General features: G+C 69.4%; 21 protein-coding genes. 12 read left to right on the top strand and 9 right to left on the bottom strand.

The window, feature by feature from the left end; translation table 11 throughout:
* Positions 1-112 precede the first annotated feature (112 nt).
* The gene (gene qhpC, locus AX721_RS10570; RefSeq protein ID WP_068875982.1) at positions 113-454 is read left to right on the top strand and encodes a quinohemoprotein amine dehydrogenase subunit gamma; all 342 of its coding nucleotides are present in this window, start codon (positions 113-115) and stop codon (positions 452-454) included.
* Positions 455-488: 34 nt separating this feature from the next.
* Positions 489-1,580: a hypothetical protein gene (locus tag AX721_RS10565; protein WP_068875981.1), complete on the top strand. Its 1,092-nt coding sequence runs from the start codon at positions 489-491 to the stop codon at positions 1,578-1,580.
* A 66-nt stretch (positions 1,581-1,646) separates the two neighbouring features.
* Here the strand turns inward: AX721_RS10565 and AX721_RS10560 are convergent, their stop codons facing one another.
* A complete protein-coding gene (locus AX721_RS10560; protein ID WP_068875980.1) occupies positions 1,647-3,047 on the bottom strand; it encodes an agmatinase family protein in 1,401 nt (466 codons plus the stop codon).
* Entirely contained in the window at positions 3,044-4,567 is a 1,524-nt protein-coding gene (locus AX721_RS10555; protein WP_082765371.1) for an agmatinase family protein, read from the bottom strand. The genes AX721_RS10560 and AX721_RS10555 overlap by 4 nt, the downstream gene beginning before the upstream one ends.
* A gap of 364 nt (positions 4,568-4,931) precedes the next feature.
* Here AX721_RS10555 and AX721_RS10550 point away from each other — a divergent pair, with 364 nt between their 5' ends.
* A complete protein-coding gene (locus AX721_RS10550; RefSeq protein WP_068875979.1) occupies positions 4,932-7,283 on the top strand; it encodes a TonB-dependent receptor in 2,352 nt (783 codons plus the stop codon).
* A 59-nt stretch (positions 7,284-7,342) separates the two neighbouring features.
* On the opposite strand, the gene AX721_RS10545 is transcribed toward AX721_RS10550, so the two are convergent.
* From AX721_RS10545 to AX721_RS10530, 4 genes are read right to left on the bottom strand one after another with little or no spacing between them, the layout of a single operon-like run.
* On the bottom strand, positions 7,343-8,914 hold the full coding sequence (locus AX721_RS10545) for a sulfotransferase (protein WP_068875978.1): 1,572 nt from the start codon (positions 8,912-8,914) through the stop codon (positions 7,343-7,345).
* Positions 8,915-8,928: 14 nt separating this feature from the next.
* Complete coding sequence (locus tag AX721_RS10540) at positions 8,929-10,965, bottom strand: TonB-dependent receptor (protein ID WP_068875977.1); 2,037 nt, start codon at positions 10,963-10,965, stop codon at positions 8,929-8,931.
* 7 nt (positions 10,966-10,972) lie between these two features.
* Complete coding sequence (locus tag AX721_RS10535; RefSeq protein ID WP_068875976.1) at positions 10,973-11,980, bottom strand: HupE/UreJ family protein; 1,008 nt, start codon at positions 11,978-11,980, stop codon at positions 10,973-10,975.
* The gene (locus AX721_RS10530; protein ID WP_068875984.1) at positions 11,967-12,752 is read right to left on the bottom strand and encodes a peptidyl-prolyl cis-trans isomerase; all 786 of its coding nucleotides are present in this window, start codon (positions 12,750-12,752) and stop codon (positions 11,967-11,969) included. The genes AX721_RS10535 and AX721_RS10530 overlap by 14 nt, the downstream gene beginning before the upstream one ends.
* Positions 12,753-12,993: 241 nt before the next feature.
* Here AX721_RS10530 and urtA point away from each other — a divergent pair, with 241 nt between their 5' ends.
* From urtA to AX721_RS10500, 6 genes are all read left to right on the top strand, one after another.
* Positions 12,994-14,196, top strand: a complete 1,203-nt coding sequence (urtA, locus tag AX721_RS10525; protein ID WP_068875975.1) for an urea ABC transporter substrate-binding protein — start codon at positions 12,994-12,996, stop codon at positions 14,194-14,196.
* Between the two features lie 32 nt (positions 14,197-14,228).
* Positions 14,229-15,122: an urea ABC transporter permease subunit UrtB gene (gene urtB, locus AX721_RS10520; protein WP_068875974.1), complete on the top strand. Its 894-nt coding sequence runs from the start codon at positions 14,229-14,231 to the stop codon at positions 15,120-15,122.
* A 13-nt stretch (positions 15,123-15,135) separates the two neighbouring features.
* On the top strand, positions 15,136-16,173 hold the full coding sequence (gene urtC / locus AX721_RS10515; RefSeq protein WP_082765368.1) for an urea ABC transporter permease subunit UrtC: 1,038 nt from the start codon (positions 15,136-15,138) through the stop codon (positions 16,171-16,173).
* Positions 16,170-16,928, top strand: a complete 759-nt coding sequence (gene urtD / locus AX721_RS10510) for an urea ABC transporter ATP-binding protein UrtD (RefSeq protein ID WP_068875973.1) — start codon at positions 16,170-16,172, stop codon at positions 16,926-16,928. The genes urtC and urtD overlap by 4 nt, the downstream gene beginning before the upstream one ends.
* Positions 16,912-17,619: an urea ABC transporter ATP-binding subunit UrtE gene (urtE, locus tag AX721_RS10505; RefSeq protein ID WP_068875972.1), complete on the top strand. Its 708-nt coding sequence runs from the start codon at positions 16,912-16,914 to the stop codon at positions 17,617-17,619. The genes urtD and urtE overlap by 17 nt, the downstream gene beginning before the upstream one ends.
* Before the next feature lie 65 nt (positions 17,620-17,684).
* On the top strand, positions 17,685-18,311 hold the full coding sequence (locus AX721_RS10500) for a hypothetical protein (protein ID WP_068875971.1): 627 nt from the start codon (positions 17,685-17,687) through the stop codon (positions 18,309-18,311).
* Between the two features lie 68 nt (positions 18,312-18,379).
* Here the strand turns inward: AX721_RS10500 and AX721_RS10495 are convergent, their stop codons facing one another.
* Both AX721_RS10495 and AX721_RS10490 read right to left on the bottom strand, forming a co-directional pair.
* A complete protein-coding gene (locus tag AX721_RS10495) occupies positions 18,380-19,300 on the bottom strand; it encodes a response regulator transcription factor (protein ID WP_068875970.1) in 921 nt (306 codons plus the stop codon).
* Positions 19,293-22,661 (bottom strand): hybrid sensor histidine kinase/response regulator, encoded by a 3,369-nt coding sequence (locus AX721_RS10490; RefSeq protein ID WP_068875969.1) that lies wholly within the window; start codon positions 22,659-22,661, stop codon positions 19,293-19,295. Before AX721_RS10490 ends, AX721_RS10495 begins: the two co-directional genes overlap by 8 nt.
* Positions 22,662-23,100: 439 nt before the next feature.
* On the opposite strand from AX721_RS10490, the gene AX721_RS10485 reads away from it, so the two are divergent.
* Together AX721_RS10485 and AX721_RS10480 are read left to right on the top strand one after the other, a co-directional pair.
* Entirely contained in the window at positions 23,101-23,301 is a 201-nt protein-coding gene (locus tag AX721_RS10485; RefSeq protein ID WP_068875968.1) for a hypothetical protein, read from the top strand.
* A gap of 53 nt (positions 23,302-23,354) precedes the next feature.
* Positions 23,355-24,848: an agmatinase family protein gene (locus AX721_RS10480; RefSeq protein WP_068875967.1), complete on the top strand. Its 1,494-nt coding sequence runs from the start codon at positions 23,355-23,357 to the stop codon at positions 24,846-24,848.
* Positions 24,849-24,927: 79 nt separating this feature from the next.
* On the opposite strand, the gene AX721_RS10475 is transcribed toward AX721_RS10480, so the two are convergent.
* A complete protein-coding gene (locus tag AX721_RS10475) occupies positions 24,928-25,092 on the bottom strand; it encodes a hypothetical protein (protein WP_156467116.1) in 165 nt (54 codons plus the stop codon).
* 155 nt (positions 25,093-25,247) lie between these two features.
* Here AX721_RS10475 and AX721_RS10470 point away from each other — a divergent pair, with 155 nt between their 5' ends.
* The gene (locus tag AX721_RS10470; RefSeq protein ID WP_068875965.1) at positions 25,248-25,736 is read left to right on the top strand and encodes a hypothetical protein; all 489 of its coding nucleotides are present in this window, start codon (positions 25,248-25,250) and stop codon (positions 25,734-25,736) included.
* Positions 25,737-25,830: the final 94 nt, after the last annotated feature.

The following is a 25,830-nucleotide window of genomic DNA, read 5'->3' as shown; positions in this document are numbered from 1 at the left end:
ACTACTGCGACTGGATCCGGCAGTGGACCGACACCTGCCTGCGCATCTACGGCGCCCTCAGCGCCCACAATCCTGAATTCCTCGAGCGGTTTGCCGAACGAAAGGCGCTGGCATGAAGCATCTCAAGGCGCTCAACGACAAGGCGCGCCGCGTCGAGGAGATCGTCGACGCGGCCGACGAGGACGTCGTCGCCCTCCAGCAACAGCCCGGCGCGCCCAAGCGGCCGCACGTGCCGATGGGCTGCTCGCTGGCGTTCTCGCCCGGCTGGGAGGTGGACGCCACCGGCGGCACCGCCGGCCTGTGCCAGCCGGCCGAGCGGGACATCTACGACTGCTACGTCACCTGCTTCTGGCCGGCCCAGGTGCCGGACCACGTGAACAACTCCCCCGACTGGGCGAGCCAGTGCGCCACCGCCACCAAGGACTGGCGCAAGATCGACCTGGTCTTCCCCTGACGCGCCCCCGCCCCCGCACGTGAAAGTCGCCGCGATGAAACCCCTATCTCTGGGCCTGGCCGCCGTCGCCGCCGCCGTCGCCGGGACCCCGGCCCAGGCGTCGACGCTGTTCATGGGCGCCTATCCGAACTCGCTCATCGTCTTCGACGAGGCCAAGGGCGCCGTCGTCCAGCGCATCCCCCTCGCCACCGGCCTGCCCACCAGCCTGCGCGCCTCGAACGATCGCAAGACGATCTACGTGACGACGATCACGAACAGCGGGATCGAGGTGGTCGACGTGGCGACCCGCAAGGTCACCAACAGGTTCAGCCTCAACACGCCGAACCTGCGCTACCGCTTCAACGGCGGCGCCCCCGATCCTTCGGGCAAGCTGTTCTACACGGTCGTCACCGAGATCAGGAAGGGCGTCGACCGCTACGAGGTCGGCAAGCCCAAGTACGCGGTGATCGACCTCGCCCAGCAGAAGATCGTCGCCACCTACGACATCGCCAAGGAGGACGAGGACGGCGCGCGCGGCTTCCGCAGCAGCATGCTGGTCTCGGACGATGGCAAGTACCTCTACCAGTTCCGCGACAAGGTGATCGTCCTCGACACCGCCACCTTCAAGGTCGTCGAGCGGCTCGACCTGGCGAAGCCGGAAGCCCCGGGGCTAGAAGGCGTCAGCTTCGGCGCGCCGCTGGATTCCATCAGCGAACCCGGCCGCCATGTCTCGCTGTTCAACGGCGCCGACCCGCACGTGCACAACCGGGTGTTCGGCGTCGCCCGCTTCGACCTGGCCACGCGGGAGTTCCGCTACACCCCCATAGGCCCCGCCCCCAGCCAGATGGCGGGGCTGCAGGTCACGCCGGATGGCCGGCAGGCCTACACCGTCGTCACCAACGGGGTGACCGGAAACAAGCGCTGCGAGATCTGGCGCTTCAACATGTCGGCCAACACCCTGCAGCAGAAGGCCGAGTTCCCCTGCAAGTCGCGCTTCACCTTCGGCATGTCAGGCAATGGCCGCAAGCTCTACATGTACGGCGCCAGCTTCGAGATCGACGTCTACGACGCCCAGTCGCTGAAGTTCGAACGCACCTGGGACCTGCAGAACGACATCACCGGCGCGGGCATGGTCATCACGCCCTGAGGGCTGGGCCGCACGGCCCGCCCTCGCCGCCGCCGTCGAGGCGGCGGCCTCTCACGGAGAATTCGCCTAGCGCTTGGCGCCGAGGCTAACGGGGCTGAGGTAGCCCGGCTTGGTCAGGCCCTGCTTGCGCATCGCCATGCCGGCGAGGCAGGCGTTCATGATGCGGTTGGCGTTCATGGCGGTCTTGTAGGTCGGGTCCATGATCGGAGCCACGTCCAGCATCTCGAAGCCCACGATCTTCGTCTCCGCGCACAGCCGGCGGACCAGCGGCGTCGCCTCGCGCATGGTCAGGCCGCCGGGCACGGGCCGGCCGACGCCGGGCGCATCGCCCGGGTCCAGCACGCTCATGTCGAACGAGATGAACACGCCCTCCGCGGAGCCCGTGATCTCCTTCACCGCCTTGGACATCACCGCGTCCCAGCCGGATTTCTCCACCTCGGCCATCGTGTGATAGCGCACGCCCTGGGCGGCCAGGCGCTGCAGGTCGGCGGCCTTGGCCTGCGGGCCGCGCAGCCCGATCTGCACCAGGCTCCCGCCCTCGACGAGCCCCTCGCTCAGCAGGCGGCCCACCGCGATGGCGTCCACCAGCTCGTGATCGAAGTCGGCGACGGCGTCCGGGTGGGGGCTGAAGGAGACCAGGGCCACCTTGCCCTTGCCCAGGCTGTCCACCACGCCCGCCACGTCCGGGTAGGTGAGCGCCCGGTCGCCGCCAACGATGAACGGCACGACGCCGGCGGACACGACGTCGCCGATCATGAAGCGCACATGGCCGATGGTGCGCTCGATGCTCATGTTGTCGACCGACAGGTTACCGAAGTCGGCGATCCGCAGGATCAGGGTCGGGTCGAGCTGGGCGTCCACGTCCGAGCCGACCAGGCCGTCGGTGATCCGCAGGGTGGTCGGCGCGTGCTTGGCGTCCCGGTAGCCCGAACTCATGTCGAGGGGCACGCCGACGAAGGCGACTTCCACCTTGCCGGCCACCAGGTCTTCCTTGCGCACCGCCACCGGCGCGTTGGCGAAGGTGGGAATGCCGGTGCGCTGGCGCAGGTAGCGCTGAAGGCTGATCGGCCCCGGATCGCGGGTGCGCTCGTCGAGGATCGCGGGCCGCAGCACCGTGCCGCCGTTGAACGAGCTGGCCTCGGTGTTCAGCGGCAGCTCGCCCATGTCGCCGTCGTGGAACTTGGAGTCCTCGACCACGGCCAGCAGACCGGCCACATAGGCCTTCGCCTCGGCGGCGTCGCGCGTCTCGAGCTCGAGGCTGAGGCGCTCCGGCGTCAGGCCGAACGGCTCCAGCTTCGCCGGGTCGTCGATGAAGGCGCGCTCGTCAGGGCTGAGGCCCGAGAGCTTCGCCGCCAGCGCCGCGGGATATTCGAAGGCCTTGGGCGCGGCCTCGGCGCTCAGCCCCAGCATCAGGGCCGCGGCGCAGACGGCGAGGCGGGCGCCCAGGCGACGGGACGAAACGCTCATCGACGGGTTCCTTTCGCGGCCGGCGCGGCCTTGGCCGATGGGGCGGATTTCGGTGGCGGCGGGGGCGGCGCGGCGGCGGCCGGCCGATCCATGGACGAGATCGGGCTGAGGTAGTGTTCCTGCGTCAGCCCCTTCTTGCGCATGGCGATGCCCGACAGGCACGCGTTGAGCAGGAAGTTGGTGTTCAGCGCGGTCTTGTACGACGTGTCGAGGTACGGCGCGTACTCGACGATATCGATGCCGGCGATGTCGTTCTCGGCGCACAGGCGGCGCATGATCGGCTGGGCCTCGCGCATCGTCAGCCCGCCCGGAACGGGGGTGCCCGTGGCCGGCATGAAGGCGGGATCCAGCACGTCGATGTCGAACGAGATCCAGAGCTTCTTGGCGCTCTGCTTGGCCTCGGCGACGGCGTCCTTCATCACCGCGTCCCAGCCGCGGCGTTCGACGTCGACCATGGTATGGTAGCGCATGCCCTGGTCGCGCATCCACTGGAAGGTCTTGGCGTCCGGGCCGCGGGCGCGCAGGCCCACCTGGACGTAGTTCTTGCCCGGGACGTGACCCTCGCTGATCACGCGGTAGACCGGCTGGCCGTGGTCGATCAGGTGCACGCGGTCGCGGCCGGCGTCGTAGTGGGAATCGAAGTGGACGACGCCCACATTGCCCTTGCCGTGCACGTCGGTGATGCCCGCCAGGTTCGGATATTCCAGCGAGTGGTCGCCGCCGATCACGATCGGGATGGCGCCCGTCTTGGCGATGTCGCGCACCACTTCGCGCACGTGTTGCACGCTGCGCTCGGTGGAAAGGTTGTCCATGGCGATGTCGCCGAAGTCGACGATCTTCAGCTCCGAGTTCGGATTGACCATCGAGTACATGTCGTTGCCGCCGGCGCCGCCGGTGGCGCGCAGCAGAACGGGCCCATGCAGGGCGTCGCGCCATCCCGAGCCCATGTCCAGCGGAGCGCCCACGATGGCGACGTCGACCTTGCCGGCGACGAGATCCGCATAGGTCAGCGCCGGCGGGGCGTTCGCGAAGGTCGGGATGCCGCCGCCACCGCCGCCGCCGAACCCGCCGATGTATTTGCCGAGTTCCAGCGGGCCGGCCTCGCGCTTCGGGTTCATGGTCTGGGGGCGCTGGACCTTCCAGGCGTTGAAGTTGGGCGACTTGGTGTTGAGCGAGATCGTCGGCTTGTCCCGTCCGGCCTTGTATTCGCCGGCCTCGGTCACCGACAGGATGGCGTCGACATAGGCCAGCAACTGCGGCCCGCTGATCGTGCGCAGCTTGGCGAACATGCGCTCCGGCCGGACATAGCGTGACGTGCGCCCGCTCTTGATGATGTCCAGTTTTTCCTTGGGCAGGACGCTGAGCTTGGCCTGCAGGTCGTCGGGAATCGTCACCGGCTCGGGGGCGTTGGTGAAGTCCCGCCCCGAGATGGGCGGCAGGCCCTGGCCCTGGGCCGCCATGCCGGCCAGCAGCATCGCGGCGGACGCCAGAAGCACACCGGCGAGAGTTTTCTTACGCAAGACCATGTCCCCGTCGTCCTCTCGGGATGCGTCTGAAACGCACCCCACCGCCTCGCACCAGGCGGACGAGCCAGCAAGCTAGGCGGACCGAGGGCGACGGCGTATGCGCCGTTTGACGTAGGCGTCCAGCAACGGCCGGGGCCTACGTCAAACACCCCATACAACCCCTGGGAACCGGTCCGTAAGGTCTGCGTCATCGGGAGGCTTCTGCTGGTCAGTCTCAGGAAATGAGCGGCCAGGGGCGTGGATTTGTCGGCCTCGAGGCGCGCGCAGCAAAGAACTCCGCGCCCGTATCGACACGCCTCCGGGAGTCTCCATTCGACTGCAGCGCTCGGACATCTGATCGAGCCAAGGGGGATAGACGATGAGGCTTAAGCACTACCTGTTCTCGGCGAGCATTCTCTCGGGCCTGTGCCTCGCCACCTCCGGCTACGCGGCCGATGCGGCGGCCGACGGCGGCGACGGCGGCCTCCTGGAGGAACTCATCGTCACGGGCACGCGCCGCGCGGTGAACCTGCAGGACGTGCCGATCAACATCTCGGCGGTGTCCGCCGAGACGCTGCAGAGCCAGCGCCTCGACGACATCAAGGACCTGGCGGCCTTCACGCCCGGCGTCACCATGGTCGACACCGGCCCGCGTGGGACCGGCAACTTCATCGTGCGCGGCCTCAGCGCCAACAACACCGGGGTTACCGGCGGCAACACCTCGGGCGGCGCCGTGGCGACCTACCTGGGCGAAGTCCCGCTGTACCTGGACCTCAAGCTGCTGGACATCGACCGGGTCGAGGTGCTGCTGGGACCCCAGGGCACGCTTTACGGCCTCGGCACGATGGCGGGCGCCGCGCGCTATATGCCAAGGCGCCCCGACGCCAACACCTTCAGCCTGGATCTGCATGCGCGCGCCTATGCGCTGTCCAAGAGCAGCTCGCTGGGCTGGAACGGCGACGCCGCCTTCAACATCCCGATCGTCCAGGACCATATCGCCCTGCGCAGCGTCGTCGGCGTCTACGACGATCCCGGCTTCATCGACTATCCGTATCTGGTCCGCACCCCCGGGGTCTCCGATCCCGAGCCGAACTTCGCGAACCCGGCCGACGTGGCCGCGAACCTCAAGAAGAAGAAGGACCTCAACGACGAGGAAACGCTGGCGATCCGCGAGAGCCTGCTGATCACGCCGAACGACGACTTCAAGGCGACCCTGTCCTACGTCTACCAGGACACCAGGACCCACGGCCGCCAGGCCAACGGCGCCGGCGTCCTGGGCACCGGCAAGTACGAAGGTCCCTGGCGCTTCGAGGAGCCCAGCAAGCGGATGTCGACGCTCTACAGCGCCGAGATCGAGGCCAACCTGTTCGACTTCGCCGACGTGGTCTCGGCCACGGCGTTCTCGCGCCAGAAGGTCCGCAACAGCAACGACCAGACCGACCTGCTGCTCGACCTGGACTACGGCTACCAGCTCTTCCCCGCCTTCGCGTCCTACACGGTGGGCGGCGCGGACTACGAGCAGTTCAACCAGGAGGTCCGGCTGGTCTCCAGCCACGACGGCCCGATCAGCTGGGTGGTCGGCGCCTTCTACAACCGCTTCAAGGCCGAGACCTTCTCGTTCGAGATCGTTCCCGGCCTGCCCCAGTTCTATGGGATCAACCGGCCGGACGCGATCGAGTACGCCTCCTTCACCTCGTCGACGACCGAAGAGAAGGCCGTGTTCGGCGAGGTCACCTACAAGATCACCGACGCCTGGCAGATCACCGGCGGCGCGCGCTACTTCGAATACGCCGCCCGGATCACCGGCGGCACGGCCACGCCGCTGATCCGCACGGTCTATCCGGCGATCAACTACCGCGTCCGCAGCGGGAACACGTCGGACGACGGCGTCGTCTACAAGGCCAACACCTCGTACAAGTTCAGCGACGACCTGATGGTCTTCGCGACGGTCAGCAATGGCTACCGGATCGGCGGCGTGAACCGCGTCGCCCCCTGTCCCAGCCCCTTGCCGCCCGGCCAGAACGTCTGCGCCCTGCCGAACGAGCTGGTCTTCGGGCCGGACAAGACGCTCAACAAGGAACTGGGCGTCCGCGCCCGGGTCCTCGACGGACGCCTGTCGTTGACTGGTTCGATCTACCACATCGACTGGAAGGACGTTCAGGTCTCCAGCCGGACGGTCAACGGCGCTGTGGGCATCACAGCCAACGCCGCGAAGGCCAAGTCCCAGGGCTTCGAGTTCGCCTTCAACGGCCGCCTGACCGAGAACATCACCGTCTCGGGCAACTACAGCTACAACGACGCGAAACTGACCTCGGGCGCGCCCAAGGTGGTCGACGGCTCGTTCGACGTCTTCTCGGGCGACCGACTGCCCGGCACGCCCAAGCACGCCGGCGCCGCGGCGGTGAACTACACCCGCCCCCTGCCCAACGGCATGGAACTGAACGCCGGGTGGTCGGTGATCTACCAGGGCGAGATCTACTCCAAGATCGGCCTGCGCGGCAGCGGCGAGGTGATCCCGGACTATTGGCTCAACAAGGCCTCGATCGGCGTCACCAAGGACAACTGGGAAGTCTCGCTGTTCGCCGACAACATCTTCAACGAGTACGCGGTGACCGCCGTGGCCAACGACTTCTCGACGGTCGGTCAGGTCGATGGGGTGACCAAGCGCTACTACGCCTACGGCGTCCTGCGCCCCCGCACCGCCGGCGTCGAACTCCGCTATCGGTACTAGGCGATCGGACTCCAGGGACGGAAGGGGGCGCTCCGCGCGGGGCGCCCCTTTTCTTTGGATCAGTCCACTGCGATCCCCGCGGCCTCGAAGTAGCGCCGGACCGGCCCCAGCTCGCGCTCATACGCGCGCCAGCGGGCCAGGGCGTCGCGATAGAGCGGCTGGCGGACCTGGGCGGCGCTGGGCGTCGAGACGGCCGCTGCGTTCTCGTGAAAGCGCAGGCAGGCCGCGTCCCACGAGAGCCCGCAATGCGCCAGGAGGCGGCGGGTCCAGCCCTCCTGGTCCTCGACCACGCCCTCGTAGCTGACCTGAAGCACGCGCCCGGGGAACTGCCGCGCCCAGAAGGCCATCAGCCGGTCGAACAGGGCGTAGTACGCCGCCGCGTCGAGCAGGTCGTACGAGTAGTTGTAGTACGAGAACTCGGTCGAGAAGAGGTTCTTGTAGTTGCTCCAGACGCTGTCCATCGGGTTGCGCCGCAGGCAGACGATGGACGCGTCGGGCAGCGCCCGGGCGATGTGGCCCACATAGAGGAAGTTCAGCGGCAGCTTGTCGACGAACCGCGCGCCCGCCCCGTGGTGCGCCGTGGCCCGCGCCATATAGGCGGCGCCCACCTGCTTCGGAGACAGCCGGCCGGTGGCGGCGACCGTTTCCGGGTCGATCACGAACGGCGTGTCCGAGCGTCCCTCCAGCTTCACGGCCAGGGGCATGGCCTGGAGTTCGCCGGCCGACTGCACGTCGCGATGGGAGGACAGGATGCGGTCGATCAGCGTCGTGCCCGTGCGCGGCAGTCCGACCACGAAGATCGGCGCCGCCGCCAGCCCCTCGCCCTGGAAGTAGTCGTCGCGCGAGAAGCTGCCCTCCAGGCTTTCGAAGATCCGCCGGTCGAACGCCGGGTCGTAGGCGAGCTCGGCGCGGCGCCGGCTGTTGGCGCTGTGCAGGTGGGCGAACGCCTGGGCGTGCTGGCCCAGCTCCTCGTGCTCCTTGGCCAGGGCGTAGCGGATCTGCAGCTCATCGTCGGGGGCCGGCGACCGGGCCAGCGCCGCCTCCAGCCGCGCGGTGTGATTGGCGGCCGGCTTGGCGCGCCCGGCGGTCGACAGCGCCAGGTGCGCCCGGCCGTGGGTGGGTTCGGCGTCGAGAATGGCTTCATAGTGTCCCTCGGCCTCGGCCGCGCGGCCCAGAAAGCCCAACGTGCTCGCCAGGTTGAACCGCACATGCAGGTCCCGCGGCCGGCGCGCGACGGCGGCCTCGAACAGCGGCAGGGCCGCCGCATGGTCGCCCAGGCGGGTGTAGACGCAGCCGATGGTGTCCAGCGTCGCCGGCTCCGTCGGCCTCAGCGCAAGCGCCGCGTCGGCCGCCGCCCGCGCCCGACCGTCCTGCCGCGCCGCCAGCAGCAGTCGCGCCTGCTCGGCCAGGTACTCCGGCCTGGGTTCCAGCCGGATCGCCTCGTCCAGCGCCTGCAGGGCCAGGCTCGTTCGGCCGATGGCCTCCGCGGCCAGGCCGAAAAAGAGGTGCCCTTCCCCCGCCTCCGGCCGGGCCTTGATCATCGCCTGGGCCTGACGGCCCACCTCCAGCATGTCGCGGCGGTTCAGGGCCGCGGCGGCTGCGCTGCGCAGGGCGGCGAAGTCGGACGTCATCGCGCCTCCGCGCCTCAGAACTCGACCCGTAGCGAGGCCCGCACCTGCCGCGGCTCCACCGGATGGAGATGGATGTCCGGAACGCCCGCGGCTTCGCCCGGCAGCCGGGACTCGTAGAAGTAGGTGATGTCGGCGCGCTGGGAGTCGAGGAGATTGTAGACGTCGAGGCCGAACCGCAGCCTGCCGACCGTGTAGTAGGCGCCGAGGCTCAAAAGGGTGGTGGTCTGCGAGAACACCGAGCCATCCTCGGTCAGCGGCGCCGTTCCCAGACGCCGGACCCGAAGGGTCGCGGTCAGCTGATCGGTGAGGCGCGCCGTCGCGCCTGCGCCCGCCACGACGGAGACGGATTGGGGAATCCGATCCTCGCCCGCCGCGACGCCGCGCAGCCGCGCGTGGGTGTAGGCGGCGGACAGGTCGAAGGTCAGGCGCTCGCCGGCCCGCCAGAACGCGGAGGCCTCCGCGCCGTAGCGCCGCGAGGCGGCGTTGGGCTCGGTGCCCCCGGCGTCGCCGACGAACACCAACTCCGAATCCAGGTCGAGCCAGAAGGCCACGAGCGAGAGATTGACGTCGCCGCGCTCGTACCGCGCGCCCAGTTCCGCGCCCTTGGCCCGGGCCAGCAGGTCGACCCGGTCCGCGGGCTCCCCGGTCGCCGGGTCGATCCGGATCGCGGCGCCTCGCACGTCGTTGGAATGGAAGCTCTCGCCATAGTTCGCATAGAGCTCCAGCGGCTCGGCGACCCGCCAGGCCAGGGCGACCTTCGGCGCGGCCAGTGTGTCGGACCCATCGCCCCCGTTGACGGGCAGCCCGGCGCGCACATCGTAGCCATAGACGTCGGCGCGCAGGCCCACGATGGCGCGGAGCGTGGGGGTCAGGTGGGCCTCGGCCTCGACGAAGCCGCCCACGCTGTACTCGTCCACCGCGTCCTCCCGGACGGTCGCCACGGCGCGGCCGCCGATGCTGCGGTAGAGCCCGATCCGGCCGATATCGTCGTAGCGGCCCTCCACGCCCACGCGCAGGGTCGTCGGCGCCCCGGCCAGACGCGTGCGCCAGGTCCGGCGAAGCGAGGCCCCATAGACCGTGCGCCGCTCGGCCTGCTGGAATTCGTCCCCGTCGTCGGGATTCTCCAACACGTAGGTGAAGTTCGACGTCAGCCGGAACCGCGAACGGATCGCATAGGCGGCGGCCTCGAGCCCCTCGCCCTCGTAATTCGCCGTCAGGGCCCAGCGCCGGCTGCGGCCGCCGAGGTCTGGATCCACATAGCCGTTGCGCGGGATCAGTCCGGCCCGGATCGCCCGCTGGGGAATCTGGTCGGTCGCCGTCCAGTCGGCGCGGTATCCGCTGAGCGAGAGGCGCAGGTCTCCGCCACCGAGCGGGCGCGTGAACTTGGCCAGCAGGTTCACCTTCTCCAGGTCCTCGTCCAGGACCCAGGGGCCGTTCGAGACCGTGACTTCGAGCCCCAGCAGCACGTCCCCGCCCCCGGCCGCCAGCCCGCCGGCGACCAACGCCCGGCCGTAGCCGAACTCGCCCGCCGTCGCCTGGGCGAAGTCGCTCGGCGGCCGGTCGTAGGTCTTCATCGCGATCGAACCGGCGGTGGAAAAGTCGCCCGTCTCGGCCGCGTAGGGACCCTTGCGGTACGCGATGCGCTCGACCAGCTCGGGAATGATGAAGTTCAGGTCCAGATAGCCCTGGCCGTGGGCGTGGGTGCGCATGTTGACCGGCGCCCCGTCGACCGACACCGACAGGTCCGTGCCATGGTCCAGGTTGAAGCCGCGCAGGAAATACTGGTTGGCCTTGCCCGTTCCCGAATGCTGGGTGGCGATCAGGCCGGGCACGTTCTCGACCATCTCCCCGACGCGCAACAGCGGGCGGTTCTGGAGGTCTTCATAGCCCACGAGCCCCTCGGACCCCGACCGCGCGATCCCGATCACGTCCAGCGCGCGGCCCCACACGGTGAGCGCCTCCACCTCGGCGTCGCGACCGGCGTCCTCCGCGCGGGCTGGCGAAGCGGCGAGCAGCAAGGCTGCGGCGACGAGGGCATAGCGACGGCGCATGAACGGCTCAGCTCAGTCCCGGGGTGAAGCCGACGACCCGCTCGAAGACCCAGAAGCACCCCAGCACGCCGGCGCCGTACAGGGCCGCCACCCGCGCGGGCTCGGACAACCGCACCTTCCCCGCCGCCCACATCGCGCCGGTGACGACGGCCACGAACGCAAGCTGGCCGACTTCCACCCCCAGGTTGAAGAAGATCAGGCCGGGCACGCGCTCGGCCTTCACCAGGCCCAGATCCCCGAGCACGCTCGCGAAGCCCAGGCCGTGCAGCAGTCCGAAGGCGGCGACCACGGCCATGTAGCGGGCGCGGATCGCGGGCGTCTCTTCCACCCGCCGATCCCGCACCAGCGCCTCGCGAGCCATGAAGGCGATGGAGAGCGCGATCACCGCCTCCACCGGCGGAACCGGGATCCGCACCACCTCGAAGAACGCCAGGGCCAGGGACAGCGAATGGCCCAGGGTGAAGGTGGTCACGAGCAGCAGCAGGGTCCGCCCCTGGGTCAGCAGGCACAGGCAGAGCACGAAGGCCAGATGATCCCAGCCCATGAGGATATGGATGAAGCCCTGCCAGAGGTAGTCGCCGGCCACTTCGCCCAGGCTGCGCTCGACGATGGCCGTCCGTCCGATGGGAAGCTCGGCCCCCGCCGCGGTCGTCTCCACGGCCGTCGCGGCGCCGCCGGCCATCAGGCCGGAGGAGAACAGGGCGCCGTCCAGGGACCAGGGCACGAGGATGGTGTCGGTCGGCTTCAGGGGCCCGTCGCACTGGATCTCGAACACGAACAGGAGCTCGCCGTCCGAGAGCCGCCGGTCGACCCCGGTCTCCCGGCACTGGTCCGGGTACTTCAGCGGCGCAAGGTTCGCGGCCGTCTGCGGCAGGGCCACGCCGAGCTCATAGACGCCCGGCGCCTCGCCTGGCGCGAAGGCGAACCGGATCGCCCGAAAGACGTCCGCCTGCGCGCTCGCCGCCACGAGCCACAGGGCTGCGGCCAGGAAGATGGCGCGCCTAAGGCTCGACATGGATCTCGTACTTCGGCTTCAGGACCTTCATCTGGCTGGAGATGGCCGTCTCGATCTGGCGATTGTTCCAGTCCTGTCGGACCTGGTCGCGCATCTGGGCGTACGGCATCATCTCGGGCTCCGCGACGCCGTTCACGCGCACGAAGTGCACGCCCCGGATCGACGCGATGGGCCCCACCCAGGCGCCCGGAGCCGCACGGGCGATCTCGTCGAGGAACGCCTGGCCGAACATGCCGCGCACCATGCTCTGGCCGTAGTTGACCATCTGGTGGCCCATCCAGAACTCATCGCCCTGCACCATGCCCCCGTCGTTCAACACCTTCAGCAGCCGCGGCGCCCCCTCGGGCTGGGCCTGGAAGAAGACGTGGTCGAACGAGATCTTCGGCTCCGAGCGGTAGAGGTCCAGGTTGTCGGAATAGAAGTCGATCAGCTGCTCCTCGGTCGGCTCCGCCGGGGCGCCGGCGATCAGGAACCGCATCTTGTCCGTGAGCTTCTGGCGGGTCTCCTTGTCAGTCAGGTGCATGCCCCGGGCGATGGCCTCCCGGAACAGGACCTCGTCGGCCACATAGTCCTCGACCAGGGTCTTCCGCTGGGCCGCGTCCACCTTCCGGCCGGTGAGCATCTCGTAGTCGGCGACCAGGCTGGTCTGGTCGGCCTTGCTCACCTCGATCACGCGCTCGTCGGCCGTGGACAGGTGGTAGAGGAGGAAGAACGCGCCGCCCAGGCCGGCGAAGGCGACCAAGGGTTCGCGCAGTAGCTTGGGCAATCGCATCGTCCACTCGCCGCTCAGGGTGCGGGCGGCGCGCACGAAACCTCGCGAGATCCGCCCCGTCGCGACCGTAGGCAGGGGCCGCGGGCGCCCGTATGGGGCGAATGACGTAGACGCTCATTTCGCCCCCGACTGCCTACGTCAAACGCCCCATACCCCCGCGGATGGGCGCTCCATACGCTGAAATGGACGTGGCGGATGGGGCGCGCCCGCCGTTGTGGCCGGCGGTCCCTGGGAGAGTTCGATGGATTTGGTTCGCAAGGGCGTGTCGCGGCGCATGGCCGTGCTTCTGGCGGGCGTCGCGCTCGTCAGCTGCAGCAAGGACAGCGGCCCGGTGAAGGTCGGGGTCCTGCAGTCGCTCACCGGCACCATGGCGATCAGCGAAGTGACGGTGAAGAACGCCGAACTGATGGCCATCGAGGAGATCAACGCCGCCGGCGGCGTGCTGGGCCGCAAGATCGAGGCCGTGGTCGAGGACGGCGCCTCGGACCCCGTCACCTTCTCGCAGAAGGCCGCCAAGCTGATCGAGAGCAACAAGGTGGTCACCGTGTTCGGCGGCTGGACCTCGGCCAGCCGCAAGGCCATGCAGCCGGTCTTCCAGCGGACCAACAACCTGCTCTGGTACCCGGTCCAGTTCGAGGGCAACGAGTGCTCGCCGAACATCATGTACTCCGGCGCCCAGCCCAACCAGCAGATCCTGCCGGCCCTCGACTGGGCGGTGGCCCAGGGCTTCAAGAACTACTTCCTGGTGGGCTCGGACTATGTGTTCCCGCGCACCGCGAACCTGATCCTCAAGACCCACATCGCCGACCGCAAGCTGGCCACCGCCGGCGAGGAATATGTGCCGCTCGGCGGCGCCGACTTCTCCACCGTGATCGCCAAGATCCAGGCCGCCAAGCCCGACATCATCTTCTCGACCCTGAACGGCGACTCCAACGTGGCCTTCTTCAAGCAGCTCGCCGCCGCCGGGGTCTCCACCACCACCCTGCCGGTCATGTCCTTCTCCATCGGCGAACAGGAAGCCCAGGCCATGGGGCCGCAGCTGGTGCAGGGCAGCTATGCGGCCTGGAACTACTTCCAGAGCCTCGAGAGCCCCGAGAACAAGGCGTTCGTCGCGGCCTACAAGAAGAAGTACGGCCCGGAGGCGGTCGTCACCGACCCGATGGTCCACGGCTACATCAACGTCTACCAGTGGAAGGCCGCCGTGGAGAAAGCCGGCAGCTTCGACCCCACGGCGGTGCGCAAGGCGGCCGTGGCCCTGGCCGACAGCCCCTCGCCGATGGGCGGCGTCAAGTTCGCCCCCAACCAGAGCCTGGTGCAGACCGCCTACATCGGCCAGCTCGACGGGGCGGGTCAGTTCAAGATCGTCTCCCAGTCCCCGGGCCCGATCGCGCCCGAGCCCTACGACCGCCTCGCCTTCCCAGGGAAGACCTGCGCGCCCGCCTGATCCCCGTTCAGCTCTCGAAAGCACGGCAGCCCATGGACGGCGTGGTTCTGACCCTGGGCCAGGGATTCAACGGCCTGAGCGTCGCCTCGCTCTATCTGCTGGCGGCGCTCGGCCTCGCCCTCTCCTTCGGCCTCATGCGGGTCATCAACATGGCCCACGGCGAGCTGCTGATGCTGGGCGGCTACATCGCCTATCTCGTCATGAAGGCCGTGCCCGGCACGGCGGGCCTGTTGCTGGCCCTGCCCGCAGCCTTCGCGGGCTCGGCGCTCCTGGGGGCCGCCATCGAAGCCACGCTGATCCGCCGCCTGGCCGCCCGGCCCCTGGACACCCTGCTGGCCACCTGGGGCCTCAGCCTCATCCTCCAGCAGGCGGCGCGAAACATCTTCGGGCCGATCGGCGTCGAGGTGCGGGCCCCGGCCTGGATGAACACGGCCGTGGCGCTGGGTCCGCTGTCCCTGCCCACGACGCGGATCCTCATCATCGTCCTCTGCGCCGCCCTGCTGGGCGGCCTGGCGCTGCTGCTCACCAGGACGCGGATCGGCCTGCTGGTCCGCGCGGTGAACCAGGACCGGATGATGGCGGCGGCGGTCGGCATCGACGTGCGCCGCGTGGACATGGTGATGTTCGCGCTGGGCTCCGGCGTCGCGGGCCTGGCCGGCGTCGCGCTCGGCCTGCTCGGCCCGGTCACGCCGACGGTGGGGCAGAGCTACATCGTCCCGGCGTTCCTCGTGGTCGTCATGGGCGGCCTCGGCAGCATCGCCGGCTCGACGGTAGCGGCGGTGATCCTCGGCCTCTTCTCGGCCATGGCGCAGATCTTCGTCGACGTCAGCGTCTCCCAAGTCCTGATGCTGGTCCTGGTGATCGCTTTCATCCAGTTCCGGCCGCAGGGGGTGCTCGCCCCCCGCTCCCGGGCCCTGGACGCCTGAGGCGCGCGGTCCCGTGAAATCCCCCCGGCTCATCGCCCTGATCGCCTCGGTCGCCGCCGCCGCGGCCCTGCCCTTCCTCATCGGCTCCTATGATCTCAACCTGATCGCGCGGTTCATGGCTCTGGGCATCCTGGCCCTCGGGATCGTCCTGCTGTGGGGTGAGACCGGGATCCTCAGCCTCGGCCAGGGGGTCTATTTCGGCCTGGGCGGCTATGCCCTGGCGATGCACCTGAAGCTCTCCGCCCTGGGTCCCGGCGAGCTTCCGGACTTCATGGTCTGGAGCGGGCTGAAGGCCCTGCCCTGGTGGTGGCGCCCGTTCGAGAATCCCGCCGTCGCCCTGATCGGCGTCGTGGCGATCCCCGGCGTGCTGGCCGCCCTGTTCGCCTGGATGGTGTTCCACCGCCGCGTCGGCGGGACCTATTTCGCCCTGATCACCCAGGCCCTGGCCCTCGCCTTCGCGACCTTGCTCATCAGCCAGCAAGCCACGACCGGCGGCTTCAACGGCCTGACCGAGTTCCCCACCCTGCTCGGCGTCGATCTCAACACCCAGGGCGCCGTCCGCGGCCTCTACTGGGTCACCCTGGCCGCCCTGGTCGCCGCCGGACTGCTGCTCGCCGCGATCCGGGGCTCGCGGTTCGGGACACTCCTGCGCGCCATCCGCGACGGCGAGAACCGCATGCGCTTCCTGGGCTACGACCCGACGCCCTACAAGGTGGCGGCCTTCGCCGCGGCGGCGATGCTCGCGGGTCTCGCCGGGGCGCTCTTCACCCTGCACGCCGGCGTGGTCTCGCCAGCCCTCGTGGGGGTCGTGCCCTCCATCGAGATGATCATCTGGGTGGCCATCGGCGGACGCCACAGCCTGGTGGGCGCGATCGTCGCCGCCCTGCTCGTCAACCTCGCCCGCGACCGCATCTCCTCGGCCCTGCCCGAGCTCTGGCTCTACGTCCTCGGCGCCCTGTTCATCGTCGTGGTGACCCTGATGCCGCGCGGCCTCGCCGGCCTGGCCGAGGGGATGATGGCGCGGGTCAAGCGCCGGAAGGCTGCGCCATGACGGGTCCCCTCCTCCAGGTCGAGGACCTCGTCGTCAGCTTCAGCGGCTTCCGCGCCATCGACGGCATGAGCCTGTCGCTCCAACCGGGCGAGATCCGCGTGCTGATCGGTCCCAACGGCGCCGGCAAGTCCACCTTCTGCGACGCCATCATCGGCCGGGTCCCGATCACGTCGGGCCGCATCGCCTTCAAGGGCGAGGACCTCACCCGCCTGCCGGAGCACCAGATCGTCGGGCGCGGCATCTGCCGCAAGTTCCAGACGCCCGGGATCCTTCCCACCCTCACCGTCGCCGAGAACCTGGCCACCGCGGCCAGGAAGGACCGCCGCTGGTGGCGCAACTTCGGCCTCGCCATCCCCGCCGCGGAGCGCGAACGCGTGGACCGGACCCTGGAGCGCATCGGCCTCTCCGACCGCCGCGACGCCGTCGCCGGCGAGCTGGCGCACGGCGAGAAGCAATGGCTGGAGATCGGCATGGTGGTCTCGACCGACGCCGAGCTGCTGCTCCTGGACGAACCTACCGCCGGCATGGGCCCGGCCGAGACGGCCCGCACCGCCGAGCTCGTCCGCTCGCTGGCCGGCCGCCACACCGTGGTGGTGATCGATCACGACATGGCGTTCGTGGAGCAGCTCGCCGCCCGGGTGACCGTCATGCACCAGGGCAGGCTCCTCAAGGAAGGCAGCGTCGCGGAGGTCCGCGCCGACGCCGAGGTGGCCGCAGTCTATCTGGGACGGACCAAGCATGACGCCGCTGCTTAGGTTGAACGGCGCCTGCGCCGGCTACGGCCAGAGCCAGGTGCTCTGGGACATCGACCTGGACATCCTGGCCGGCGGCGTCACCGCCGTCATCGGCCGCAACGGCGTGGGCAAGACCACCCTGCTGCGGGCCATCGTGGGCGCCCAGCCGCTGACCGGCGGCAGGATGCTGTTCGACGGCTGGGACGTGAGCCACCAGGCCTCCCACCATCGCGCGCGGGCGGGCATCGGCTATGTGCCCCAGGGACGTCACGTCTTCCCGCACCTCACGGTGGAGGAGAACCTGGCCACCGGGCTCTCGGCTGCGGGCGGGCGCGGCGACGGCGCCGTGCCGGCCTACGTCTTCGAGATGTTCCCCAAGCTGGCTCAGATCCGCCAGCGGAAGGCCGGCGTGCTGAGCGGCGGCGAACAGCAGCAGCTCGCCATCGGCCGCGCCCTGGCCGGCATGCCGCGCCTGTTGCTGCTGGACGAACCCACCGAAGGCATCCAGCCCAACGTCGTACAGCAGATCGAGGAGGCCCTGCAGCGCGTGCGCCGCGAGCTGGGCGTCACCATCGTCATTGTCGAGCAGTACCTGGACTTCGCCTGGAGCTTCGCCGACCGCTACTGCGTCCTCCAGCGCGGCCGCGTGATCCGCGAGGGCAGCACCCGCGAAGAGCGCGCCGAGGACGTGGCGAGCCTGGTGTCGATATAGGCGCGACTACGACCGTATCTGTCGCATCGGCGTGTTCTGCTCGCGCCATGTCCTCGGATGACGACATGGACGCGCGGCACGGCCGCATGCTGGCGGAACTCGCCGAGGCGGGGATGGGCGCTGCCCGACGTCTGAGCGACGCCTTGCGCCGTGCCGACAACACGCAGGACCTTGTCCTGCTCAGCGAGGCCTTCCATCAGGTCTCCCGCTCCGTTCGCCAGAGCATCGCCCTGGAATTCAAGCTGAGGCGCGCGCCGCGCGAACCTGCCGCGCCGAAACCTGAGCCGAAGCCCGCGGCGTCACCGCCGCCCGAGCGTAGTGATTGGGCCGAACGCACCGATTGGCAGGAATACGAGCGCGCCGACTGGGGCGAGCCCCTCGACGCCTCGCTAGGCGATCGCGAGGCCATCGACGAAGCGGTGGACGCCAGCATCGCCCGCATCCGGCGCGGCCTGGCCCGCGCCGAACGCGTGCTCGGCCCCCATCCAAACATCCCTTGTCATCCCGGTTTGGGCGCAGCCCAAGACCGGGACCCCGATCTGTTGGGTTCGGAGACCGTGTCTGGGCGGCGCAGCAACCTTCTGTCCACCTCATCGCATCGGGGTCCCGGTCTTCGCGTGCCGCGAAACCGGGATGACAACGGTGGCTTGAAGGTCGCGCCGCGCCCGCCGCCTTGGCGCAGCTCCAGCTGAGCGACCACCCGACACGACCCAGCCCTAACCCCCGGACGGAGCTTCGCTCCGGCCGCACATCGCCGTGCCTAGCCCCACTGCGACAGCGTCCGGACGGCCAGCACCGCCGCCGAGGCGCGGTTCTCGGTGCCCAGCTTCTGGAAGACCTGCTCCAGGTGCTTGTTCACGGTCCGCGGCGAGATGCCCAGGATCTCGCTGATCTCCCGGTTCGGCTTGCCCCGGCTCAGCCACAGCAGCACCTCGGCCTCGCGCATGGTCAGGCCATGGCGCTTCTGCAGCAGGCCTGCATCGGCGCCGGACTGCGTCTCGGTCATCCGGAACAGGAACTCGCCCGGCTCCATCCGGCTGATGAGCGTGAACTCCAGCCGCCGCTCCCCCACCTCCACCGGCGCGGACTGCGGGTCCTGCGGCCCCGCCCGCCGCAGGCGCGACAGGCGCTGCTCCACCGCCGCCGGCGGCTGGTCGCCCTGCCAGCCCGGAAACAGCTCCCGCAGCAGCTCGTCCACCCGGGGCGTGCACCAGATCATCCGGCCGGTCTCGTCCGTCGACAGCAGGAACCGCCCGGAGGAATCCAGCGCCGCCTGGCTGCGGTGGGTGATCCGCGCGTTCGCCAGGTGGACGCGGATGCGGGCGAGCAGTTCCTCCACCACGATCGGCTTGGCCAGGTAGTCGACGCCCCCGGCGGAGAGGCCCTCGACCACATGCTCGGTCTCGCTGAGGCCGGTCATGAAGATCACCGGCAGATGCTCGAAGCGCTTGTCCTTCTTCAGCTGGCGACAGGCCTCGAAGCCGTTCATCACCGGCATCATCGCGTCCATCAGCACCAGGTCCGGCGTGATCTGCTGCAGCAGGTCGAGCGCGCCCTGCCCGTCGCTGGCCACCAGCACGGTCATGCCGGCCTGATCGAGGGTGTCGAGGAGGAAGTTCAACGAGTCCGGCTCGTCGTCGACGACGACGATGGTCGCGCGGCGGTCTGGATGCTCACCCATGGGTCTCTCTCGGCCGGAGGGCTCTCTGGAAGGATTTCAGGTCCAGCCGCTTCACCAGCTGGCGCAGGCGCTCGGCGAAGGGCCGGTTGGCGGCGTCGGCCTCCTCCATGTCCAGCAGGCGCGCCTCGATGGCGCGCACGTGGCCGATGGAGGCGAGCTGGCCCAGGCTCTCGAGGAAGGGTTCGGCCGAGGGCGGCGCATCCATCGCGGTCTCCACCGCCTCCGGCTCCGGCGCGGCCGCCTCGATCCAGGTGAGGTTCAGCAACTCGCGCACCCGCTCGAGCAGGATGTGCATCTCCCACGGCTTCATCACGAAGGCGTCGTGCAGCGCCTTGCCGTCGCCGCCGGGGCTGTGCTCGTGGGCGTTGGCGGAGACCATCATGATCCGCATGCGCCCGCCGGACGGCAGGGCTCGCAGCCGCGCGGCGACCTGCCAGCCGTTCTGGCCGGGCATCTGGATATCCAGCATCGCCAGGTCCGGCGTCAGCGCCTCGGCCAGGTTAATGGCCGTGTCGGCGTCCGAGGCGGTGAAGGTCTGGAACCCTAGCGGCTTCAGGAGCCTCTGCAGGATCTCCAGATGCGACGGGTCGTCGTCGACGATCAGCACCGTCTTCCGCAGGCCCCTGTAGCCGCCGATCCGCATCGGCCGCACCGCCTCGACGTCGACGCCCATGGGTTCCGGCAGCGCCATGCGAAGGGTGAAGCAGGACCCCTCGCCCACCTTGCTGGTGACCGCGAGCTCGCCGCCCATGATCTGCGCGAGGACCCGGCTGATGGCGAGGCCCAGCCCGGTGCCGGGCGTGATCCGCCCGTCGGCCGACCCGCCCCGCTCGAAGGGCTCGAAGATCCGCTCGCGATCCTCGTCCGGGATTCCGATCCCCGAGTCCGCCACCTCGAACTCCACAGAGGGGCCGCGGTAGCGCACCGTCAGGCGGGCGTAGCCCCGCTCGGTGTACTTCACGGCGTTGGAGAGCAGGTTGATCAGCACCTGCCGCAGCCGCTTCTGGTCGGCGTAGACGAAAGCGGGCACGCGGCCCACGTAGTCGAACCGGAACTCCAGGCCCTTGGCCTCGGCCTGGACGCGGAACATGTCCACGATCTGGTTGAGGAACTCGGCGAAGGGCACCTTGTCGCGGCTGAGCCGCAGCACGCCGTTCTCGATCCGCGCGATGTCGAGCAGCCCTTCGACGAGGTTCATCAGGTGCTCGGAGCTGCGCCGGATCACCCTTGCCGCGTCCTGCGACGAGGCGCCCCGGTCCCGGTCGAGGAGCTGGGCGTAGCCGTAGATCGCGTTGAGCGGCGAGCGGATCTCGTGGCTCACCCCCTGCAGGTAGCGGCTCTTGGCGGCGTTGGCCGCCTCGGCGGCTTCCTTTGCGCGCTGCAGCTCGGCGTCGGTGCGCTCGTGCGCCTCGATCTCCTCGGTGAGCAGGACGTTCTGGCGCAACATCTCGGTCTCGGCCGCGCGCCGGCTTTCGTTCGCCAGCACCAGCAGCCAGGCGGCCACACCGGAGGCGACCAGCAGGCAGAAGAAGACGCTCCACAGCGTCAGCCGCACCTCCTCCGCCACGAGCCGTCCGCTGAAGCCGTACTGGAGGTAGATGGCGTAGAGGATCGCGCCGATGATCAGGTTGAACACCAGCATCACGCCCAGGAAGCGGACCATGGTGGTCTGGGCCAGGGCGACCACCGGCTGCGGCAGCACCTTGCGCAGCAGGCCCACCAACTGCTCGTCCACCCGGCTCTCGGACTTGCAGACGTCGTGGCACCGGGTCTCGAGCGTGCAGCAGAGGGAACAGATCGGGCCGGCGTAGACCGGGCAGGACGCCATGTCCGCATGCTCGAAGCTGTTCTCGCAGACGACGCACACGTGCGCCGTTCGCGCCGGCAGGTCCTTGGGCTCGCGGGCCAGGTAGAAGCGGCTGCGGCTGGCGAGGGCGAACGCCGGCGCGGCCACGAAGGCCACCGTCAGCCCGAGCAGCGGCGCGAAGGCCTGCATCACCGGGCCGAAGGCGCCGACCAGGCACACCGTCGACACCAGGATCGACAGGACCATGGCGCCGACGCCGACCGGGTTGATGTCGTAGAGGTGGGCGCGCTTGAACTCGACCCGCGCCGGGCTGAGCGCCAGCGGCTTGGAGATGATCAGGTCGGCCGAAAGCGCGCCGATCCAGCCCGCCGCCAGGTTGGCGAACAGGATCAGGATCCCCTCGATGACCCGGAAGACGCCGAGCTGCATCAGCAGCAGGGCCAGCAGGACGTTGAAGACCAGCCACACCACCCGCCCCGGATGGGCGTGGGTGAGGCGCGAGAAGAAGTTCGACCAGGCGATCGATCCCGCATAGGCGTTGGTGACGTTGATCTTCAGCTGGCAGACCACCACCAGGATCCCGGTCGCCGCCAGCGCCCCGGCCGGCGAGCCCAGCATCTCGCGGAAGACCGCGAGGAACATGTGGGCCGGATTGACCGCGTCCTCCGCGCCGACCCCTGCGTCCAGGGCGAAGACGACGAGGAGCGAGCCCAGCATGAGCTTGGCCGCGCCGATCAGCGCCCAGCCGGGGCCGCTGACCAGCATGGCCGCCCACCAGCCCAGGGTGCGCCCGCGCCGCGCGGCGGGCATGAAGCGCAGATAGTCCGCCTGCTCGCCGATCTGCGGCAGCAGGGACAGGAGCGTCGAGAGCGCGAGGCCGAACAGGACCAGGTCCACCGACCCGTCGGGCGCGCCGGCCTGGCCGGTGTAGCGCTGCCAGGAGCCGAGCTCGTCCCGGCCGTAGACCAGCATGAAGACGATGGGCGCGAGCTGCAGGACGATCCAGATCGGCTGGGTCACCATCTGCATGCGGCTGATCAGCTGCATCCCGTAGATCGCGATGGGGATGACCACCAGCGAACTGATCATGTGGGCGATCCACAGCGGCACCCCCAGCACCAGCTCCAGCGCCACCGACATGATGCTGGCCTCGATGGCGAACAGCAGGAAGGTGAACGAGGCGTAGATCAGGGACGTGATCGTCGAGCCGAGGTAGCCGAAGCCGGCGCCTCGCGTCAGCAGATCCACGTCCAGCCCGTCCCGCGCCGCATAGTAGGCGATCGGCAGGCCGATCAGGAACATCAGCACCGTCGCCGCGCCGATGGCCGCCCAGGCGTTGGGCGCGCCGTAGGCCAGGGTGATCCCGCCGCCGATCGCCTCGCACGCCAGGAACGAGGTCGCCCCCACGGCCGCGCTCGCCACGCGGAAGGTCGACCAGCGTCGCGCCGTCGTCGGCGTGTAGCGCAGGGCGAAGTCTTCCAGCGTCTGGCTGGCGGCCAGCTTGTTGTACTGCCGCCGTTCCCTGAGCACGCTCTGAGGCGCGCGGGCGTTCATCGCGGCGCGCGCCTTGCTGGAGTTCGGGTCTGGATCGGCGACCTCATGGCGGGAGCATGACGACCCGGCGCGCCGCCGGTGCAAACGACCGCCGGTATGCGGCGCGAGGCGCGCCGGGCGCCCGCTTTCCGATCACCTGTGACGCTTGATACATCGACGGAACGGCGCGCAGCCGCGACCCTGGCGCGTATGGGTCGCGCTTTCCACGACAGGTCGATCACCCTGGGCACGTCCCATCATGCCCGGGCGCGCGGCGGAGCGACCTACGTCAAATGCCGGATGGCCTTGGCCCGGCCCATCCTCGACCATGGGGCTGCTGGCGTCCGAGCCTCGAGCCGTTGCTAAGGATCCTCCCTCTTGATCGCTCTTCGACGGCCGGGCCGCCCCACCGCGTTTGGACCGGCCCCTTCGAGTTCGGGCGCCAGCACACCGGTCTGAGATGCTGATCGCCTCGCAATTCCTGCTGTGGGTGGTCGCCGCCCTGCTCTTCATCGCGGTCCTGGCCCTGTCGCGACAGGTGAGCGGACTGCGCGAGCGCCTGGAGAGCAGCCCCGTCTGTACGCGGTGCGGCCAGCCGCACGAGGCCGCCGCTGATACGGCCGCCCAGTCTCGACCCCGCGAGCCTACGTCGTTCGCCTGATTTCCAGACGGCGGCGCGGGCGCCTTCATGCGCCCAACAGTCGGGAGCCCGCCGTGAAGTTGAAATCCCTCGTCCTCGCCGCCCTGCTCACGGGCGCGGCGCTCACGACCGCCGTTGTCGCCCAGCCGGAGAAGGTCGCGGCGCCCGACTGGCTGGTTCCCAAGATCGCCGGGCTGTCCAAGGAGAAGCGGGATTTCCTGCTGTCCGAGAAGGCCGAGCAGATGGCCGGCTCGTACGACAAGCTGTTCCTGCGCCTGCGCGACAAGACCCCGCGCGAGATCGAGGCCTATGTCGACGGCATGATGTCCGTCGTCCAGGCGGCGAAGTTTAACCCCGCCACCGACATGGGCGCGATCCCCCTCGACACGTCGGATGAGAACTTCAACGGCTGGAAGCTGAAGCGGCCCCAGGCTCTCACAGCCAGGCGCGAGGCCGGCCCCATCAGCCTCAGCTACTACATGAACAGCCGCGGCGGCATCGCCACGTTCGCCAATGCTCCCGTGGCCATCTATCCGGAGGACCTGGTGGCCGGGAAGGTCGACGTGGCCATCGTCGGCGCGCCGCTGGACATGGGCTCAGGCTATCGCGGCGCCAAGCTTGGGCCGTCGGCCATGCGCGCCATGAGCGGCGCGGCCGGGGTGGACATGTACACCATGGTCAACCCCTCGAAAGAGCTGAACATCGTCGACTACGGCGACATCGCCGTGGACAACATGAGCACCGAACGCACGGTCCATCACGTGCGGGAGCGGATCGCCGAGATCGCCCGCGCCGGCGCGATCCCGTTCATCGTCGGCGGCGACCACAGCCTCGAGTACGCCGACGTGGCCGGCCTCGCCGACGTGCACGGCAAGGGCAGTTTCGGCGTCGTGCACTTCGACTCGCACTTCGACGCCGGCAAGGGCGGCATCCACTTCATCACCCACGGCGCGCCGGTCTATCGCGCGGTGAAGGAAGGCCACGTCCTGGGCAAGAACTACATCCAGGTCGGCCTGCGCGGCGCCTGGCCGGGCGCCGAAGGCTTCGAATGGATGCGCCAGAACGGCGTGCGCTATCACGCCATGCCCGAGGTCGAGAAGCGCGGCTGGGAAGCCACCATGGAACGCGCCCTGGCCGAGGCCCGGGAGAGCGGGAAGAAGATCTTCATCAGCTTCGACGTTGACGTGCTGGATCCGGCGTTCAGTCCCGGCACCGGCACGCCGGTCCCCGGCGGCCTCACGATGCGCGAGGCGCTTCCCATCGTCCGCCGCCTCTGCGCCGAGAACGAGCTGGTGGGCTTCGAGATCGTCGAGGTCGCGCCGCAGCTGGATCCGACCTACCGGACCGTGCTCAACGCCAACTTTATCATGCACGCCTGCCTGACCGGTGTCGCCATGCGCAAGAAGGGCCTCACCCAGCCCGGCTTCCTCAGCGAGCTGACGACCGAGCACCAGCAGCCCGAGGCCGGCCTCAAGGCCGAGAAGGAAGGCAAGGCCGAGAAGGTCGACCCAGACTACGCCAAGCCGGCCAGGACCCCGGCCCGGCCGCCGGCGCGCGATCGAAGCTGAGGGGCTCGCGTCGGCGCCCGAGCTGGAGATGACGGTCAGGCGAGACCAAGGTCCTGAGCGGGACCGGAGCCCACCGCGCCTACGGCCAGACGCGTACGACGGCGATAACGAGGCCGACCCAGAGGCCCATCGAGGCCGCCGCGCCGAGAAGCAGGCCGTAGCCTCGGGCGATGGGCGGGCTCGGACGGGCGCGCGCCGGAGCGGCGACGAAGACGCCGGAGCGCGGGGAGATCGTCTCGCTCATGCGGACCTCCTGGAGCGGCCGCTCGGGGACGTGGCCGACCTCCAAGGCGAAGCTACGCAGATTCGCCTGACAGGCGAATTCTGACGATGCCGTGCATCGGCTTGTGCCGCCACGGGCGAGCTCCTATCTTTGTGCAGTAAATACTGGAGCCTGCCATGCGCCTCCTTCCCATCGCCGCCGCCCTCCTTCTGGCCAGCGCGACCGCGGCCGCCGCCGCGCCCGCCGCGGTGACCGTCGCCGTGGCGCCCGAGCTGCAGAAGAAGTTCGACAAGACCTACGGCCAGCGCGAGGCCAAGTTCCTCACCGAGGACCTGCGCGAAGCCGTCGAAAAGGCGACCGCCGACAAGGCCGCCTATGACGGCGCGCGGATCGAGCTGACCCTCGTCGACGTCAAGCCCAACCGCCCGACCTTCAAACAGCTCAGCGACACGCCCGGCCTGTCCTTCGAGAGCTTCGGCGTCGGCGGCGCGGCGATCGAGGGCCGTGTGATCGGCGCGGACGGCGTCGAGACCAAGGTCGACTACAAGTGGTTCGAGACCGATATCCGCCAGAGCCGGGCCAACTGGATCTGGAGCGACGCCGAATGGACCTTCGACCGCTACGCGCGGAAGCTGGCGCGGGGCGCGGAGTTGGCCCGCCGATAGGCGGCTCCCGCCGCCGAGGTTGCATCAAGAGACGGCGCGCGGTCTGATCGCCGCGCGCCTTTCCTTTTCGAGTCTCCGATGACCCGCCCTGCCC

The sequence above is a fragment of the Phenylobacterium sp. CCH9-H3 genome, from assembly GCF_001557235.1.
Taxonomy (GTDB): Bacteria; Pseudomonadota; Alphaproteobacteria; order Caulobacterales; family Caulobacteraceae; genus Phenylobacterium.
The sequence above is the reverse complement of the archived record's forward strand: the minus strand, read 5'-3'. Positions and strand labels throughout refer to the sequence as shown.

What these genes read in the sequence shown, in the direction of transcription:
- AX721_RS10475 (WP_156467116.1), bottom strand. Translation starts at nt 25,092, where the DNA reads ATGAGCGAGACGATCTCCCCGCGCTCCGGCGTCTTCGTCGCCGCTCCG.
- AX721_RS10545 (WP_068875978.1), bottom strand. Translation starts at nt 8,914, where the DNA reads ATGACGTCCGACTTCGCCGCCCTGCGCAGCGCAGCCGCCGCGGCCCTG.
- urtD (WP_068875973.1), top strand. Translation starts at nt 16,170, where the DNA reads ATGACGGGTCCCCTCCTCCAGGTCGAGGACCTCGTCGTCAGCTTCAGC.
- AX721_RS10490 (WP_068875969.1), bottom strand. Translation starts at nt 22,661, where the DNA reads ATGAACGCCCGCGCGCCTCAGAGCGTGCTCAGGGAACGGCGGCAGTAC.
- AX721_RS10500 (WP_068875971.1), top strand. Translation starts at nt 17,685, where the DNA reads ATGGACGCGCGGCACGGCCGCATGCTGGCGGAACTCGCCGAGGCGGGG.
- urtA (WP_068875975.1), top strand. Translation starts at nt 12,994, where the DNA reads ATGGATTTGGTTCGCAAGGGCGTGTCGCGGCGCATGGCCGTGCTTCTG.
- AX721_RS10530 (WP_068875984.1), bottom strand. Translation starts at nt 12,752, where the DNA reads ATGCGATTGCCCAAGCTACTGCGCGAACCCTTGGTCGCCTTCGCCGGC.
- urtE (WP_068875972.1), top strand. Translation starts at nt 16,912, where the DNA reads ATGACGCCGCTGCTTAGGTTGAACGGCGCCTGCGCCGGCTACGGCCAG.
- AX721_RS10540 (WP_068875977.1), bottom strand. Translation starts at nt 10,965, where the DNA reads ATGCGCCGTCGCTATGCCCTCGTCGCCGCAGCCTTGCTGCTCGCCGCT.
- qhpC (WP_068875982.1), top strand. Translation starts at nt 113, where the DNA reads ATGAAGCATCTCAAGGCGCTCAACGACAAGGCGCGCCGCGTCGAGGAG.
- AX721_RS10550 (WP_068875979.1), top strand. Translation starts at nt 4,932, where the DNA reads ATGAGGCTTAAGCACTACCTGTTCTCGGCGAGCATTCTCTCGGGCCTG.
- urtB (WP_068875974.1), top strand. Translation starts at nt 14,229, where the DNA reads ATGGACGGCGTGGTTCTGACCCTGGGCCAGGGATTCAACGGCCTGAGC.
- AX721_RS10560 (WP_068875980.1), bottom strand. Translation starts at nt 3,047, where the DNA reads ATGAGCGTTTCGTCCCGTCGCCTGGGCGCCCGCCTCGCCGTCTGCGCC.
- AX721_RS10535 (WP_068875976.1), bottom strand. Translation starts at nt 11,980, where the DNA reads ATGTCGAGCCTTAGGCGCGCCATCTTCCTGGCCGCAGCCCTGTGGCTC.
- AX721_RS10470 (WP_068875965.1), top strand. Translation starts at nt 25,248, where the DNA reads ATGCGCCTCCTTCCCATCGCCGCCGCCCTCCTTCTGGCCAGCGCGACC.
- AX721_RS10485 (WP_068875968.1), top strand. Translation starts at nt 23,101, where the DNA reads ATGCTGATCGCCTCGCAATTCCTGCTGTGGGTGGTCGCCGCCCTGCTC.
- AX721_RS10565 (WP_068875981.1), top strand. Translation starts at nt 489, where the DNA reads ATGAAACCCCTATCTCTGGGCCTGGCCGCCGTCGCCGCCGCCGTCGCC.
- AX721_RS10495 (WP_068875970.1), bottom strand. Translation starts at nt 19,300, where the DNA reads ATGGGTGAGCATCCAGACCGCCGCGCGACCATCGTCGTCGTCGACGAC.